The organism is Syntrophomonas sp. DTU019, from assembly GCA_913757435.1.
Taxonomy (GTDB): domain Bacteria; phylum Bacillota; class Syntrophomonadia; order Syntrophomonadales; family Syntrophomonadaceae; genus DTU019.
On sequence record CAJYDM010000003.1, the window covers coordinates 235,061 to 251,359 of the forward strand.

The following is a 16,299-nucleotide window of genomic DNA, read 5'->3' on the forward strand; positions in this document are numbered from 1 at the left end:
GAGCGATGATTTCCTCCAGAAAATATAACTTCTGTGTAAAGATACCGGTCTTAAATCGACTTATTTCTTGACTTATCTCTTTATGGTTGCACTGTAGACTCTAGCACCATAGTGATATAACCCCAGCAATGCGTTTTGCCAATGCAGCCCATAGATCTGGGGGTGACTGATAGCTGTCCGATAGTCGCCTGGGCAGGATTTTTTCTGACCGGGAAAGAGGTGAAGCGGTGATGCGCATACATGGCTCTCGGAGACGGGGAGATACTATTTTCACACGCTGCCTTGCCCCTGACAGCAGGGTTTTTTCCTTGGCGGAGATGCTGGTGGTGGATTTGATGGGTTTAACGGCCAGCAAAGGCCTAAATCCAGTCGTCCTGATTATTGACTCGGTCCTGGATACGGTTGATTGCCCATGAAAATACTGGTAGATGCAGATGCCTGCCCAGTCAAGCAGATTATAGAAAAAATCGCCCAGCGATATGGTCTGGAAGTGATTATGGTCAGCAATCCCCACCATGCTATCGAGAGCAGCTATGCCCAGGTAATACTGGTCGATTTCTCGCCTGAAGCGGCTGATATAGCCATCGTCAACCGGACAAATAAAGGCGATGTGGTGATAACTCAAGATTACGGACTGGCTGCGATGGTGCTTAGCAGGCAAGCGATAGCCATACATCCGAATGGCAAGGTGTATGACGAGGGTAATATAGACACTTTGCTCAGCTGGCGTTATTTAAACGCCAGAGCTAGACGTGCGGGGATGAGGATATCCGGTCCGTCCAAGCGTAATATAGCTCAGGATCAGCTTTTTGAAATGAATTTTTTGAAGCTGCTGCAGACCAGCAGCGATTTGAAAGGAGACTGATCAATGTCAGACAAGTGCAACACATGTCCCTCCGCGGCTGGATGCAACCTGGATCGCAGTTCTTGCGGGGTTGAAAATCAGCCTAATACTCTGGTAGGGACTCTTAACAACATCCGCAATGTCATCACTGTGATGAGCGGCAAAGGCGGGGTGGGTAAATCATCGGTGACCGGGCTTTTGGCCTTGAGCCTGGCCAGTCAAGGCAAAAAGGTGGGAATTTTGGATGCTGATATCACCGGACCCAGTCAGCCGAAAGCGTTTGGCATCAAAGGCAACATTAAAGCAGGGGATTATGGCATGATACCCCCCGAAAGCAAGAGCGGCATCAAATTAATGTCCATAAACTTTTTCCTGCCCAATGAGGACGACCCGGTGATCTGGAGAGGACCGATGCTGGCCGGTGCAGTCAAACAGTTTTGGTCAGATGTGGACTGGCGCGATTTGGATTACCTTATAGTGGACCTGCCGCCTGGAACCGGTGATATACCTTTGACTGTCATGCAGTCTCTGCCGGTCAATGGCATCATCATCGTCTCCTCACCACAGGACTTGGCTTTCATGGTGGTTAAGAAGACCATAAAAATGGCCAAGAAACTGCAATTACCGATAATCGGCCTTATTGAGAATATGAGCCATGCATTATGTCCGCATTGCAATGAGAAGATAGAGATCTTCGGAAAGAGCCAGGGCGTTAAGGTATCGCAGGAGGCCGGGGTGGAGTTTTTGGGTGGCCTGCCCTGGGATGGAATATTCAACGCTTTGGTCGATGATGGCAAGATAGAAGAATATCATTCGGCGGAAATGGATGCCGTCGCCCTTAAGGTGATGGAACAACTGCCCTAATGAAAATACCTACTGGGGTGGGGGAAATGAAAATCTATTCCTGGAATGTCAATGGCATTCGGTCAGTATACAACAAAGGCTTCATCGAATGGATGCAACGTGAAGCCCCCGATATCCTGTGCCTGCAAGAGACCAAGGCCAGCCCGGAACAATTGCACCAAACACTGCTGGAGGTCCCGTGCTACCAGAGTTATTGGAATATTGGAGCCAAAAAGGGTTACAGCGGTGTAGCCACCTATGTTCGTCAAGCCCCATTGGATTGCTGGATGACGACCGGGGTGGAAATCCTGGATGTGGAAGGCCGTATACTGATTACCCACCATCCGCAATTTACCTTGTTGAACGTCTACTTTCCCAACGGACAAATGAACAGCGATCGCCTGAACTTCAAACTGCAGTTCTACCAAGCCTTGATAGATTACTGTGAGGAGCTGAAAAAAAATCAGGCCAATATTATTATCTGTGGAGATTTTAATACCGCGCACCGGGAGATAGACCTGAAAAACCCAAAAAATAATGAAAAACGTTCAGGATTTTTACCAATTGAAAGGGATGTCCTGGACCGGTTTCTGGAAATGGGCTATGTGGATGTTTTTCGTCACCTCTACCCGGACAAAGTTCAGTATTCTTGGTGGGATTATCGCACCCGTGCCCGGGAACGCAATGCCGGCTGGCGTATTGATTATTTCTATGTCAGCCGTCCCATGGTACCTCAAATCGTCGATTCCGCCATTCTCGATCAGGTAACCGGCTCAGACCATTGCCCCATTACCTTACATCTCCAGTATTGAATTATTGGGCAAGCCATTTAGAAGCGTGGCATTTTATTATTAGTTATTAGCAAGATTTGTGGCCTACAAGGGAACTTCACGAAATTTCTGTACATTTGGGCCCATAAATATACGTTTTCATCGCTTTAATAGTGCATATAAACAATTGGGGGAAAACAAAAAAGGGGTACGAATTCCGGCCGCAGATGTATATAATTATAGTGATGATGTGTATATTAGGAATTTAGCTGGATAAATTGTCGACTATGAAATGAACGGAGGGTTAAGATGGCAACCAAACTATTATTAGAATTGAAGAATTTGCTTGCTGATCTGGCCTCTACTTTAATTCTCGGCAAGAACAAAGACGCAGCTCGATTGGCATTAAAATTATCTGAAAAGAGCAAAGCCCTAGCAGAGGAATTGGTTAAATAGTGGTGGCCATCAAGGCCATCAATTTAAAACCAGGTAATTGCATAATCGCAAGCCAAACCATAAAGATTGACCTTAAAACACCGGTCAGTTTTTGTGGTTTCTGTTTTTGTGCAGCAATGCCAACCTCCTCTCCAACTGTAAAGATTATGATTGCAGTGAACCGCTGCAGTATTGTGATCAGTGTTGGCAGACGAGCTGTTGCCAATTAAGTAAACCGAGTTAGAATCTATTGCCAGAAAAACAAGGATAAGGATTAAGATTAGAAAGGTGGGTTACGCTGATGTATAAAGATATATCCCCCCTGGAACTGGCTATACAGTTTCATGGCCATATCTGCCCTGGTTTGTTAATGGGGGTGCGGGCGGCTGAATTGGCCATGGAACAGCTTAATCTTAAAAGAGATCAAGATGAGGATGTCGTGGCCATAGTGGAAACCGATTCTTGTGGTGTGGATGCATTGCAGTCCATATTAGGGTGTACCTTTGGCAAAGGCAACCTTATCTTCAGGGATTATGGCAAGACGGTGTATACCATTATAGACCGCTCAAGCAACCGCGCCTTGCGTATTGCGCAGATGAAGCGTGCCTCAATGGGCGCGGCAGGGCAACGCTACCGGGAACTGAAAGAGCGAAACGACCTTAATCAGAACGAACAGGCCGAACTTGAGCAGGTCAGGCAAGAGTTGTTTCAATATATCACGACTTGTCCTTATGAAGAACTGTTTGCATGGAATGAAGTTGAAACCGAACTCCCTCCGCGGGCTTCTATTCATAAGACCCTGACCTGTGGCAAATGTGGGGAAGGAGTCATGGAACCAAGAGCCATCAAGACCGTTGAGGGGATTCTGTGCCAGCCCTGTTTTGACTTGGCTAGGTGAAGGGAGTTTTGATTTAAATGCATATTCCAGACGGGTATATGAGCCCTTTGACAGCACTGCCGATTGCTGCGGTCATGGTTCCCATTATAGGGGTAGCGGTTAAAAAGGTACAGACCACCATGAAGAAGAAGCAGGTGCCGCTGCTGGCGGTTGGCGCTGCGTTTTCTTTCATTATTATGATGCTTAATCTGCCCATACCGGGAGGCAGTTCGGCGCATGCGGTCGGTGCAGTGCTTATCGCCATATTGCTGGGCCCCTGGGCGGCAACCGTCGCGGTTGCGGTGGCATTAACCATTCAAGCCTTGATTTTCGGTGATGGAGGCATCATCACCTTAGGGGCCAATTGTTTTAATATTGCCTTTCTAATGTCCTTTAGCGGCTACTACGCTTACCGCCTGTTCAAAGCCAAGGCAGAAATCAGTTCATTGCGCGGCCTGGTGGCTGCTGCTTGTGGAGGCTACATTGGAATCAATCTAGCCGCCTTGTCAACCGCATTAATGTTCGGTATGCAATACCATCTGTTCCAAGCACCTGATGGAACTCCATTGTACTTCATGTATCCCTTGAAGTTTGCCGTAACCGTAATGATGGGAGAGCACCTGCTCTTTGCCGGACCAGTGGAAAGCGTGTTTACCGTGTTGGGAGTGCTGTTTGTAGCCCAGACCTATCCCGAATTAATTGGTACAGACCGAAATAACAGGGAAAATAAAAAGGGGGTTATGGCCAGTGTTTAAGCATTACAGCAAATTGTGGTGGGGACTGCTGGCCTTGCTGCTGCTCACACCGCTGGGACTTATCGCTACTGGAACCGCGTTTGGGGAGTGGGGGATCGAAGAGCTGATTGAAGAAGTGGGGATGCTGCCGACCGGTTTGGCGGCTTTAGCTGATACCTGGAAATATGCCATTTTGGCCGACTATACCATCCCCGGTCTGCAAGGTACTCTGGGTTCAGTGGTGGGATACATAGTTTCTGGATTTGTTGGTATGGCTCTGGTGGTGGCAACAATCATGTTGTTCAGCCGGATGATCGAAGATTAAAAACATGGAACTGTATATACCGGAATGGATGGGTGAAACCGACCATCAGCTGGGCACCTCGGTCAAGACTGGCAGCGGCAGGTTTGTGGGCAAAAGTCTGCAGAGCCTTAAACGTATTATGACGGATGATGTGTTGGCGGAGAAATGGGCCCGACAGCCAGGGTTTCTGCAAACCCTGCGTCCAGAATATAAAGTAGCCGGGTGCATCTTCATCCTGGTGGCGCTGTCACTGCTGAGAGATTATCGCTTATTGCTGTTTGTCTGGGCAGTAAGCCTGGGATTGATGATAGCCTCCGGGCTGCCGGTATTGACCCTGCAAAAGCGGATATGGGGAATAATTCCTGTCATAACCTTGTTGGTCGGTCTGCCCGCTGTACTTAATATAGTGTCAGACGGCACACCCCTCATTACCCTATATCAGGGCGAGATCAGCGGGCCGGCAGCACTATCCAAACCTGTCTTCGTCACACGTCAGGGTGTGGAAGCAGTCACCATACTTTTTTTGAGAAGTGGCATCTCACTTTCCATGGTGGCCCTCTTGGTGATGACCACACCTATAGCCAGATTGTTCAAATCATTGCAGTCTATTGGAATTCCGGCACAATTCGCATTTATTATGGAGATGAGTTACCGCTATCTGATAATGCTGCTTAAAACCTCGATAGAAATGTATGAGGCTCGCAGAATGAGGACAGTGGGACCGCTGAAATACAGGCAGCAAATGACTCTGCTGAGTTCATCGCTAGGATTTCTCTTCGCCAAGAGCATGCTGCTCGCGGGAGAGGTTTTCCAGGCTATGACAGCCCGCTGTTACAGCGTAGCAAAGTGCAAGCAGGTGGTGCCCCAGGAAAGCGCCGCGTCGTTTCCACCGATGCCAATTATACTTATAGGAGCAGATAATGCTAAAAAAGATTTTTGAACTGCGACAGGCCGCATACGCTTATCAGCCCGGTGAAAATGTGTTCGATTCCATTTCATTTGATGTTGTTGCCGGAGAGAGTGTGGCCGTCTTGGGTGCCAACGGTTCCGGCAAATCAACCCTGCTCAAGATGCTGTGCGGATTGCTCCATTCCCAGGCAGGTTCATTCAAAGCCTTTGGTGAGGCAATTAGTGAGGAACTATTGGAAGATGATCGTTTTGCACAGCGGTTTCATCGCCGGGTGGGGTTTATCTTTCAGAGTTCCGATGTACAACTGTTTACCAGCCGGGTGGAGGATGAGATCGCCTTCGGGCCTTCGCAACTGGGCTTGACCGAGCAGGAAGTAAAGCGCCGCACCGCTGATATATTGAAAATGCTGGACATAGGGCATCTGAGAGACCGCCCCCCATACCGACTGAGCGGAGGAGAGAAACGCAAGGTTGCCCTGGCCGCGGTGTTGATCTTGAACCCCGAGGTGCTGATTTTGGATGAACCCGGTGCCGGACTTGATCCCAAAAGCCAACGTTGGCTGACCCACCTCCTCCTGGAATTGAATCGTCGCGGACGCACTATAATCTTGTCCACTCACAATCTTGAAATGGCTCACACCATTACCCGGCGCAGCCTGGTTTTGAGTGAGGACCATCGCCTGGTTTTCGACGGTCCCACTCAGCAGGTTTTGTCGGACCGGGCTTTACTGAGCCGGGTCAACCTGATCGATGAATTCACACACGAGCATGATGAAAACCGGCATATTCACCTTTATACCCATGGTTGATCACCGCCGGGAACAACGGCCCGGTAACTTATGGGGGAGGACCGGAGCGAAATAAGCGTCGCGGGACTGAAAACCTGCCGGATATGGTAGTGTGGGCAAAGCCGCTGAAATGGCTTTAAATACATGAGCGTTCTTCTTATAGAGTAGGACATATTTGGTTTAATATCAGTCGAACCTAAACTCAAGGGAGGTAGCTGTTTGAATATTAATAGGCACATAAGACATGGTCTCCGTTACCGGCAAATCATCAAGACCTTTCTGAAGCATGGGCTGGGCTATTTCATACACCGTTTGGGACTAGATAGCGTGGTGCCTTTACCTGCGGTATATTCCGTACAAAAATGCCAAAGGGAATCAGATAGCTGTATGGCAGACAAGCTGACCAATGCCCTGATGGAATTGGGCCCTACATTTATTAAGTTCGGTCAATTGCTCAGCACTAGATCAGACATTCTTTCACCAGCCTTTATTGAAGAATTGGAGAAGCTGCAAGATAAAGTAGCCGCTTTTCCTATTGATCAGGTCAAAGCCCAGATAGCAGCCGAGATTGGACCGGTCGAGGAGGTTTTTGCCATCTTTAATCCTGTACCGCTGGCGGCTGCTTCTATTGGACAGGTGCACCGGGCTAGTTTAAAAAGTGGTGAAGAGGTCATAGTTAAAGTGCAGCGCCCGAACATCGAAAACCTGGTGGAAGATGATCTGGAGATACTAACAGAATTAGCCAGCCTGGCGGAAAAACACTCTCCAGACGCCAGGCAGATCGGCTTACAGGCTATGATTGAGGATTATGCTAAAATATTGCGCCTTGAATTGGACTATGAACGGGAGGCTAAGAACACTGATAGAATGCGCGTGAATTTTGCCGCTGACAGTTCAGTGGTTATTCCTCGCATTTATTGGGAATACAGCACCAGAAAGGTTCTGACCGAGGAATACATTGATGGAGTAAAACTCAGTGATTTGGATACCATCGACGCTCGGGGATGGAATCGCAATAAGATTTCCCGTTTGGGAACACAGGCCTTTTTGACGCAGGTTATGATGCACGGCTTTTTTCAGGCCGATCCCCATCCAGGGAACATACTGGTCCTGAATGAGGATAAAATAGCTTTTATCGATTTTGGACAAATCGGCTTATTAACAGAAAAAAGGCTGACTGACCTGGGGCGGCTGCTTCTAGGGATTGAAAAAAAAGACTTGGACAGTGCCATGAGTGCTTTATATGACATGGGAATATTAAATGACCGAGTTGATCTGGACAGTTTCGAGGCTGACTTTTCGGACCTGGCAGAAAGAGTATATTCATCTAACATGGGGAATATTGACGCTGACCGCTTGCGGCGGGAAATGATGGATATTGCCTACCGTTATCAACTACGCTTGCCCAATTATCTCACTGCTCTTTTGAAGGCTTTGATAACTGTGGATGGCGTGGGCAAAAAACTCGATCCCAATTTCAACTTCTCCGAGGTGGCTGGCCCGTTAATTCGGGAGATGTTCCAGGAGAGGGTAAAACCTGAGGGTATCTACCGCAGCCTGCGCCGCAATTACTATCGAGAAATCAGGCCTTTGTTTACTTTCCCCCGCAACTTGAACCATTTAATCAAAGTAGCCGGGCAGGGTGAGCTGGAAGTATCTCACAAACATGAGCTAAAGAAAAACTTTGAGGCTAAAATCACTCAGATCTCAAATCGCATCAGCGCCAGCTTGATTATTGCCGGCGGCCTGGTCAGCACCTCTTTGCTGCTGGTGGCGGGGGACCATCCCGTGGCTCACTTGAACAATGTCCTTATGGCTACCAGCGGCTTTGCAGTACTGATGGGCCTATATGCATTCCTAATTTCAGGACGACGATTCTGAGCCCCCTACCTGGCGTGCCAATGTCAAAAGTATATCTTGATGACGTACAAGTCTGCAGCAACGATAACCCAGGCTTTATTATGCCCTCGCGCCCGTGCTACAATAGGATCAATGTTGCTATGAGGAAGGGCGATATGCAAGGACGCTTACAGGTATTTGACTTATTGAGGGTATTGGCCACCCTGGCGGTCATTGGCATCCATGTATCGGCTGATTATGCGGGCACATCTGCAGGAGGATTACTTTTCAATCAGGTGGTGCGTTTTGCTGTACCCATGTTCATAATTATTTCAGGATTCCTGCTCTATTATCAGGATATCACATCGGTTTGCAGGGAATCGGTGGGACGTTTTTATCGCAAGCGCTTCGGTAAAATCCTATGGCCTTATGTATTATGGACATTATTTTACACCCTGGTGACTCAATACCTGCTTCATACCTGGCCTGACACACGAGTGTTCATGGCCGCGCTGGGCAGGCATCTCCTCTGGGGGACCGGTGCCTATCACCTCTATTTCATGGTCATAATAATTCAGTGCTATTTGCTCTACCCCTTGTTGAAAGCCTGGATAGAAAAGCATGCTGTGAGCTTTGTGATTTCACTGCTATCACTGTGCCTGTTCTGTCAGGTAGTATTATACCTTAATACCATCGGCAGGTATTCGTTGCCCGGCGTTGTCCATCCGCAGGTATATCTGGTGGCATTTCCCATATGGATCGGCTATTTTGGCCTGGGAATGTATATGGCACAATTCAGGACCCGGATTGAGTCGGTTCTGGCTTCAGGATCAGGCCGATGGGGAATGCTGTGGGCAATTAGCCTGGCCTTTTTACTGTGGGACGGTCATACCACCGCCAGCTACGCTTCCTCTGGAAAACCCACCATAATGATCTATGCAATAATGTCCTTCCTGTTTTTCTACAGTTTAACCTTAAAATATGGAGGCAAAGGTCTGCCAATCACTGATTGGCTTTCCCGACAGAGCTTTCTGATTTATCTCTCCCACCCCGTAGTGCTTTTATTCTTGCAGCGCATAGTACATAAGATGGGTGTTTCTGCTGCCTGGGAAGGACCTGGGGGTATGATGATGCTTTATGTGCTGACTGTTGTTATAACCGTGACAGGCGTCTACTGTGTGCGACATGCCCCTTTACTTTGGCTTCTGGGCGGGCAGAGTTACAGACCCCGTTATTAGGGATAAAACATCTCTGAATACCGTGGGGGCAGTCCATCGATTTATGAAAACCGCATGCAGGGATCCTGAGCCCGGTTCGTATGCTACTCACGGTTCCCACGGGGTATACTGAAGGCCCACCCTGTGATTTAAATCGGACAGAGTGGGAGGGGATAAATTACATTAATTTCTCTAATTGCTCTTGTTTTACCCCTAATAACCTCATTCCGTTAAGAGTTACCAGCAACGAACTGCCCATATCAGCAACTACCGCCAGCCATAAGGTCAGCCATCCGGGAAAGACCAGTAATAGAATCAAACCCTTGATTATAAGGGCAAAAGCTATATTTTGCTTGATAATCGACACGGTCTGGCGGCTTAGTTTCATTGCGTAAGATAGTTTAGTCAAATCATCTGCCATCAAGGCTATATCCGCGGTTTCCAGGGCGGTATCGGTTCCCGCAACACCCATCGCAATACCTACGGTCGAAATGGCCAGGGCTGGGGCGTCATTCACCCCATCGCCGACCATGGCTACCTTGCCGCACTGTCGTAAAAGGTCTTTCACAGCCTCTACTTTGTCCTCGGGCAGCAGATCAGCCCGGTACTCGTCCACTCCGGCCTGAGATGCTATAGCTCGGGCAGTTATCTCATTGTCACCGGTAAGCATTACAGTTTTCTTAATACCCAGCTTTTTCAACTTCTGTATAGCCTGATAGCTGTTGTTCCTGAGAACATCAGCTACAGCGATAAGCCCCAGAATTTTAGCTTCTTCCCCCAAAATCATGACGGTTTTGCCCTGATTTTGCAGTCTTCTTATATTGTCTTCCACCAGATCAATGTCAATATTATTATCCCTGAAGAATCTCACATTACCGATTTGATAAGATACACCATCAACCCGGCCTATGGCTCCCATGCCCCAAACCGCCTCAAAGCCGCTCACTGCAGGGATATCCAACCCTTTTTGCCGGGCATATTTGAGAATAGCCTCACCCAGGGGGTGCTCTGACCTGGATTCGATGGCAGCTGATATTGACAAAACTTGATCCTCAGAAAAGCCATTAACAGGTATTACATCGGTCACCTGTGGTTTTCCCACTGTAAGGGTTCCGGTCTTGTCAAAGGCAATTACCGATAAGGCTCCGGCTTCTTCAAGATAAAGACCGCCCTTAACCAGAACCCCATGGCGGGCTGCGCTGCCGATGGCGGCCACTATCGAGACCGGGGTGGAAATCACCAAAGCGCAGGGGCAGGCCACCAGCAGCATAGCCATAGCCTCATAAAACCATTTGTGAAACGGCTGTCCCATAAACATGGTGGGGATGGCCACCACCAGGGCAGCCCCGATTATCACCAGAGGGGTGTAGTATTTGGCAAATCTATCTACAAACTGCTGCGAAGGGGCTCTCTGTCCTTGGGCTTCTTCCACCATGGCAATTATTCTGGATATGGTATTGTCTTTAGCCAGGCGGGTAACCTTGATCTGCATAGAACCGCGCTCATTGATGGTGCCTGCATAGACCTCATCACCAGCGGTTTTTTCAACCGGCACCGACTCGCCGGTTATCGAAGCCTGATTTACCGTGGATAAGCCTGCAATGACCCTGCCATCCATGGCAATTTTCTCTCCCGGCCTGACTATAATGACGTCTCCAATGACAATATCATTTAAAGGCATTGTGATCTCAGCCCCATTGCGAACTACCAGGGCTTGATTAGGGGCCAGATCCATTAGAGTACGAATGGAATTGCGGGTCTTATCCAGGGTGTAGCCCTGCAGGGCATTGCCCAGGGAGAACAAGAAGACCACCGCTACAGCCTCCTCGAATTCTCCAATAGCTGCGGCGCCGACAACCGCAATAGACATGAGAATGTTCATATCCAGTTCACGGGCATTGAGCAAAACAGCCATGCCATTCTTGGCGGGCAGGAAACCGCCCAGGATGATTCCGGCTATGAAAAATCCGGTTGATACAGGGGTATTGTAACCAATCCATTCAGTCACCAGCCCCAGGATCAACATGATCAAGGAAATGGCTGTAGGCATAACATATTGATTACGCTTCCAATAGGGACTTTTATTGCTGGGCTGAGACGGTTCGTCAACCTCACTCTGGTATCCCATGCTGTTAATGGTGTTTATTATCTCAGTGACAGATCCCTGATGAGTGACAGCTAATTTGGCGGCTCCGAAATTGACTAAAACCTCTTCAACTCCCGGTAAGGCTGCGATGCGCCTCTCCAATTTGGACGCACAGTCGGCGCAATCCATACCTTCGATGCGCAGGGTAGTGGAACGGGGGCCGGCGTCTCCGGAATCCAGTTGGGCCTCATAACCCAGGGCTCGAACCCTCTCTATGAGCTCCTTGGTCCCCATTTGTGCCGCATCGAAAGCAACATTCAGTTTTCCCAATGGGAAGATAACGGTAGCGGAGGCGACACCAGGCATCATTCTGACCGCCTTCTCGACTTTGGCTGCGCAGTCCGGGCAGTCCAGGCCTTTTAAATATAGACTGCGAGTGGTTTCCAGATCTTTTATCTCAATTGCTTCTCCCATAATTATCGCTCCTTAAATGGCACCTGGTTAAGGATGATTATCTACACAAGTCAAGAAACTGGGCAGCCCAGGCTTCATCGTGGCTAGCGTGCTCCAAACCCTGTTTAAATAGGGTTATTACATGATCATCAGCCAGTGAATAATAAAGCATCTTGCCGTCACGGCGAAACCTCACCAGTTTGTTGGTACGCAATACCCTTAACTGATGGGAGACTGATGATTCCGATGCTCCTATTACTGCAGCCAGATCACAGACGCACAATTCTCGTTGCATGAGGGCAAATAACATCTTGACCCGGGTGCGGTCAGCCAGGGTTTTAAAAATATCAGCCAGTGACTGGGCCTCATCATCGCTTATCATAATCTGCTTCACTGCAGAAACCGCTTCTTCATGGATGCATGTTACTTCACAGCGGTCAACCTGTTCACGATCCGCCATAGTCATCCCTCCCAGAAATACATATGAATAAGTGTTCATATGTTAAATTGTATAATTGATTTTATATGTTGTAAATAAGTATTTCACTTCAGTTTGCTAATGATGTCTGGGGATAAGACTTGTATATTGGAACAGGGCAACCATTGTGGCTTGATTCATCCAGACCGTTTCTTTTAGCCTCTCTACTGGCTAGTAGGTAGGCGGTTAGAGAACCTACTGCTATGGCCGCTCCGAAGGTGTATATTGTCAACGGGCCAAACTGAAACAGAATTCTATCCATATGTTCCAAAGTCCTTTCTGTTCAGGGCTTATTGTCACTGGTCAGGCAATTAGTTCTTTAACCAGACTAGCGTTAACAAATGAATATTTTATGAAGAAGTATTCAACAGTAAACAAAGCCCGCTCAGGTGCGGATTTCCCACACTATCAGCCATACTGATATCGAGAAGTGTTACCGTTAAGGACAGGCGGGTAATCATGGTTTCAAAGTAGGAATGCTTGCATTCACTGTTGATGATATATTATTGTTCATATATGAAAACTATATTATATGTGGGGGCTGGATAATGAAGATGTCAACCAAAGGCCGTTATGGTTTGAGGGCGATGCTTGATCTTGCTATAAACTCAGGCAGCGGCCATGTTGCCTTAAATACCATAGCTGAACGACAGGATATCTCTACCAATTACTTGGAGCAGGTATTCTCGACCCTTAGAAAAGCTGGACTGGTAGTCAGCATAAAAGGGGCTCAGGGAGGCTATGTGCTGGCAGATAGCTTAAATCGAATTACAGTTGGCCAAATACTTCGGGCATTGGAAGGGGATCTGGCTGTAGTCAAGGTTACTGATAGCGAAGCCACTAATCCGGTTGAAAACTGTTTAAAAACCCAGGTATGGGATAAGATCAATGCGAATATCGACAAGGTGGTTGACAACATCAGCTTGGAAGATCTGTTGATCGAATACTGGAAAACGCAGGAGCCTGGTGCTCTTATGTATTATATTTGACCTGTATATCCACAAATTGCATGGGTAAGGGACAGATTTTAAATACCACCTTTTCCTCGCTTAAAAGCATCATTAATCCGTATCAGGGATATGCTCATATAGCCCGAAAAGGTGGTCTCGGTATTACCGAAGACCTTAAAAGCGAATCAAGCCACTCGGCTATCACCATGACAATACAGCTGGCGAGACCTGGTGTAAACGGTAAAATAAAAGGGAGAAAAATTGGCCACTAAAAACGGAGAATATTTACCTTAATGTTCCAAACCAGCTAAAATTGTAGGGTAAAAGACTACAATTATGCGAGGAGAGGAACCAGGTGAAGGGGTGGCCGATGTATCAAGAATTACAGCAGCTAAAGGAGATGGGGCTTAATAAATCACAAGTTCAACGGCAGTTGGGCATAGATTGGAAAACAGTTGATCGTTATTGGGAGGTGACGCCAGACGAATATGACGAAATAAGAAAAAACACAAAAAGAACCAGAAAGCTTGAAAAATACGAAGAACAAATTGTGAGGTGGTTACAGGAACATCCCGACATGTCATCAGCACAAATACAAGATTGGCTTAAAAAGCATTATTTAGATTATCAGGGAAAGGAGAGAACGCTTAGACGATTTATCAGGAGTTTACGGATTCAGTATAACATTAAGAAGCCTATTATCCAGCGTCAATACCAAGCAGTGGAAGAACTGCCCATGGGTTATCAGGCACAAGTAGATTTAGGTTTTACCACCCTGGTAAATACCCAGGGGCAGCGGGTAAAGCTCACAGGATTTGGGCTGGTTCTCTCACACAGCCGTTATAAATATGTTGAATGGGACGATAAGCCACTTACAGCAGCCAGATTCATACAGGTGCATTATCGGGCCTTTGAATACATAGGAGGGGTGCCAGAAGAAATTGTGTACGATCAGGACAGGCTCCTGGCTATAAACGAAAACTTTGGGGATATCATATACACAGCAGAATTCGAGAGATTCCGGCAGCAGATGGGTTTTAAGATATATCTTTGCCGCAAAAGTGATCCGGAGACCAAGGGCAAAATTGAGGCAGTTATCAAATATGCCAAAGGCAACTACGCCAGGCACCGGATATTTGACAACATTCAAGCATTTAATCAGGGGTGTATAGAATGGCTGAACAGAACAGCAAACGCCAATATACATGGCACAACAAAAAAGGTACCGGCAGAAGTGTTTAAAGAAGAACAAAAACACTTAAAACCGATACCGACCATAATTAATCAACCTGAAGAAATTATAACAAGACAGGTACGCAAAGACAATATCATTTGGTACAACAGCAACCGATATACTTTGCCCCTGGGCACTTACCATCCTGAAAGAGAAGTGAAGATTAAAGCAGACCAGGGCATACTAATCGTTTTTGACCTTGAAACCGATGAAGAGCTGGCCCGTCATGAAATATCTCTGGATAAAGGCCGATTGATCAGGAATAACAATCATAAACGCGACCATTCTGCCCGGATAGCCGAATTATATCAAGATACCCTGGCCAATATGGGAGGAAGTGAAATAGCAGCTGTTTTCCTCGATGGTATTCGTAAAGAAAAACCCAGATATGTTCGTGACCAGTATAATCTCATTATCCAAACGATTAAAAATTACTCTTTGGAAACAATATCCCAGGCATTAGATTATTGTGTGGAAAGGAGTATTTTTAGCGCAGTTGAATTCAAGACCGCCCTGGAGTATTTTGCCCAGCAAAACAACAGCCCGGCGGAAACTATACTTGATACGTCTGCCATACCTCTTGCCTATCGGATTAAAACCGAGATCAGAAATATTAGCGAATACGCCGCTATTTATGGAGGTATGAGTATTGAACAAGGCCGAAGAAACCAGGACTTATTTAAGAAGCCTTAACCTTTCCTGGTGCAGAGACAACCTGGATCAAACCCTGCAGACAGCAAGCAGTACCGACATATCCTATCTGGATTTTCTTAACCGGCTGCTGCAGGGAGAGATAAACTACCGTGAAAAAAGATCTGAAGAGCGCCGGATGAAGATGGCGGGGTTTCCCTTTGTTAAAAGCATAGATGAATTCGATTTTGCATTTCAGCGTTCTATTACCCGTAAACAGGTTAATCAATTGCTGGATATGCAATGGATTGAGAAGTTCTACAATCTGATTTTCCTTGGGCCTCCGGGAGTGGGGAAAACTCATTTGGCTGTAGCTATCGGGCTTGAGGCTGTGAAAAAAGGTTACAAGGTAAGCTTCGTAAATATGGATGATTTAATCAAGCATCTTAAGCTGGAAACTACCTCAACCCGGAGCCGCCAGAGGATGAAACGGATCATGGCTTCAGATTTAGTGGTAATTGATGAGATAGGTTTTGTCCCCATTACCAGGCAGGAAGCTAATTTGTTTTTTCAATTGATATCATCACTTTATGAACAGACGGCCTTAATAATAACTTCAAACAAGGGTTTTGAAGACTGGGCCGAATTGATGTAAGCGGTCAAGTATTTTGGAGAAATTTTGGCCAATAATTTTCCATAGGACTACAGTCTTAGTATAGAATCTCGATGTTTAAGGCGGTAACTGTCGCCGGTCAGATTGAATATCTCACTATGATGAGCGATTCGATCCAGGATAGCGGTAGTTATAACCGGGTCTCCCATCAATTGTAAACGGTAAAATAAAAGGGAGAAAAATTGGCCACTAAAAACGGAGAATATTTACCTTAATGTTCCAAACCAGCTAAAAT

General features: G+C 47.0%; 19 protein-coding genes and 1 pseudogene. 15 read left to right on the top strand and 5 right to left on the bottom strand.

Going from position 1 to position 16,299, the window contains the following annotated elements; all coding sequences use genetic code 11:
- The first annotated feature begins 230 nt into the window (after positions 1-230).
- From AC15IQ_RS10010 to AC15IQ_RS10030, 5 genes are all read left to right on the top strand, one after another.
- Positions 231-416, top strand: coding sequence for a hypothetical protein (locus tag AC15IQ_RS10010; RefSeq protein WP_483178894.1), 186 nt, complete (start codon positions 231-233; stop codon positions 414-416).
- The gene (locus tag AC15IQ_RS10015) at positions 413-865 is read left to right on the top strand and encodes a YaiI/YqxD family protein (protein WP_483178896.1); all 453 of its coding nucleotides are present in this window, start codon (positions 413-415) and stop codon (positions 863-865) included. The genes AC15IQ_RS10010 and AC15IQ_RS10015 overlap by 4 nt, the downstream gene beginning before the upstream one ends.
- Positions 866-868: 3 nt before the next feature.
- The gene (locus tag AC15IQ_RS10020) at positions 869-1,708 is read left to right on the top strand and encodes an Mrp/NBP35 family ATP-binding protein (RefSeq protein WP_483178897.1); all 840 of its coding nucleotides are present in this window, start codon (positions 869-871) and stop codon (positions 1,706-1,708) included.
- A 26-nt stretch (positions 1,709-1,734) separates the two neighbouring features.
- Positions 1,735-2,499, top strand: coding sequence for an exodeoxyribonuclease III (locus AC15IQ_RS10025; protein WP_483179054.1), 765 nt, complete (start codon positions 1,735-1,737; stop codon positions 2,497-2,499).
- Positions 2,500-2,766: 267 nt separating this feature from the next.
- The gene (locus AC15IQ_RS10030) at positions 2,767-2,913 is read left to right on the top strand and encodes a hypothetical protein (protein WP_483178899.1); all 147 of its coding nucleotides are present in this window, start codon (positions 2,767-2,769) and stop codon (positions 2,911-2,913) included.
- Here AC15IQ_RS10030 and AC15IQ_RS10035 read toward each other — a convergent pair.
- Positions 2,906-3,118, bottom strand: coding sequence for a hypothetical protein (locus AC15IQ_RS10035; protein WP_483178900.1), 213 nt, complete (start codon positions 3,116-3,118; stop codon positions 2,906-2,908). The genes AC15IQ_RS10030 and AC15IQ_RS10035 overlap by 8 nt on opposite strands.
- Before the next feature lie 75 nt (positions 3,119-3,193).
- Here AC15IQ_RS10035 and AC15IQ_RS10040 point away from each other — a divergent pair, with 75 nt between their 5' ends.
- The 7 genes from AC15IQ_RS10040 (at position 3,194) to AC15IQ_RS10070 (ending at position 9,581) form a co-directional block, all read left to right on the top strand.
- On the top strand, positions 3,194-3,790 hold the full coding sequence (locus AC15IQ_RS10040) for an FmdE family protein (RefSeq protein ID WP_483178902.1): 597 nt from the start codon (positions 3,194-3,196) through the stop codon (positions 3,788-3,790).
- A 17-nt stretch (positions 3,791-3,807) separates the two neighbouring features.
- Positions 3,808-4,524, top strand: a complete 717-nt coding sequence (gene cbiM, locus AC15IQ_RS10045; protein ID WP_483178903.1) for a cobalt transporter CbiM — start codon at positions 3,808-3,810, stop codon at positions 4,522-4,524.
- Positions 4,517-4,828, top strand: a complete 312-nt coding sequence (locus AC15IQ_RS10050) for a PDGLE domain-containing protein (RefSeq protein ID WP_483178904.1) — start codon at positions 4,517-4,519, stop codon at positions 4,826-4,828. The genes cbiM and AC15IQ_RS10050 overlap by 8 nt, the downstream gene beginning before the upstream one ends.
- A gap of 4 nt (positions 4,829-4,832) precedes the next feature.
- Positions 4,833-5,747, top strand: a complete 915-nt coding sequence (cbiQ, locus tag AC15IQ_RS10055) for a cobalt ECF transporter T component CbiQ (RefSeq protein WP_483178906.1) — start codon at positions 4,833-4,835, stop codon at positions 5,745-5,747.
- Positions 5,728-6,525, top strand: coding sequence for an energy-coupling factor ABC transporter ATP-binding protein (locus AC15IQ_RS10060; protein ID WP_483178908.1), 798 nt, complete (start codon positions 5,728-5,730; stop codon positions 6,523-6,525). The genes cbiQ and AC15IQ_RS10060 overlap by 20 nt, the downstream gene beginning before the upstream one ends.
- Before the next feature lie 198 nt (positions 6,526-6,723).
- Positions 6,724-8,385 carry an ABC1 kinase family protein gene (locus tag AC15IQ_RS10065; protein WP_483178909.1) on the top strand — a complete coding sequence of 554 codons (1,662 nt, stop codon included), beginning with the start codon at positions 6,724-6,726 and terminating at the stop codon, positions 8,383-8,385.
- Between the two features lie 134 nt (positions 8,386-8,519).
- Entirely contained in the window at positions 8,520-9,581 is a 1,062-nt protein-coding gene (locus AC15IQ_RS10070) for an acyltransferase (RefSeq protein WP_483178911.1), read from the top strand.
- A 157-nt stretch (positions 9,582-9,738) separates the two neighbouring features.
- Here the strand turns inward: AC15IQ_RS10070 and AC15IQ_RS10075 are convergent, their stop codons facing one another.
- The 3 genes from AC15IQ_RS10075 to AC15IQ_RS10085 all read right to left on the bottom strand — a co-directional run bounded on the left by AC15IQ_RS10075 (position 9,739) and on the right by AC15IQ_RS10085 (position 12,839).
- Positions 9,739-12,120, bottom strand: a complete 2,382-nt coding sequence (locus tag AC15IQ_RS10075) for a heavy metal translocating P-type ATPase (RefSeq protein WP_483178913.1) — start codon at positions 12,118-12,120, stop codon at positions 9,739-9,741.
- 37 nt (positions 12,121-12,157) lie between these two features.
- Positions 12,158-12,559, bottom strand: a complete 402-nt coding sequence (locus AC15IQ_RS10080) for an ArsR/SmtB family transcription factor (protein ID WP_483178914.1) — start codon at positions 12,557-12,559, stop codon at positions 12,158-12,160.
- Between the two features lie 88 nt (positions 12,560-12,647).
- Positions 12,648-12,839, bottom strand: coding sequence for a prolipoprotein diacylglyceryl transferase family protein (locus tag AC15IQ_RS10085; RefSeq protein ID WP_483178916.1), 192 nt, complete (start codon positions 12,837-12,839; stop codon positions 12,648-12,650).
- A 286-nt stretch (positions 12,840-13,125) separates the two neighbouring features.
- Between AC15IQ_RS10085 and AC15IQ_RS10090 the strand changes: the two genes are divergently transcribed.
- The 3 genes from AC15IQ_RS10090 (at position 13,126) to istB (ending at position 16,046) form a co-directional block, all read left to right on the top strand.
- Positions 13,126-13,566 (top strand): RrF2 family transcriptional regulator, encoded by a 441-nt coding sequence (locus tag AC15IQ_RS10090; protein WP_483178917.1) that lies wholly within the window; start codon positions 13,126-13,128, stop codon positions 13,564-13,566.
- 331 nt (positions 13,567-13,897) lie between these two features.
- Positions 13,898-15,454: an IS21 family transposase gene (gene istA / locus AC15IQ_RS10095; protein ID WP_483178918.1), complete on the top strand. Its 1,557-nt coding sequence runs from the start codon at positions 13,898-13,900 to the stop codon at positions 15,452-15,454.
- Positions 15,411-16,046 (top strand): IS21-like element helper ATPase IstB, encoded by a 636-nt coding sequence (istB, locus tag AC15IQ_RS10100; protein WP_483177252.1) that lies wholly within the window; start codon positions 15,411-15,413, stop codon positions 16,044-16,046. The genes istA and istB overlap by 44 nt, the downstream gene beginning before the upstream one ends.
- 47 nt (positions 16,047-16,093) lie before the next feature.
- Here istB and AC15IQ_RS10105 read toward each other — a convergent pair.
- Positions 16,094-16,219: pseudogene (locus AC15IQ_RS10105) on the bottom strand (ATP-binding protein); the annotation flags it as partial.
- Positions 16,220-16,299: the final 80 nt, after the last annotated feature.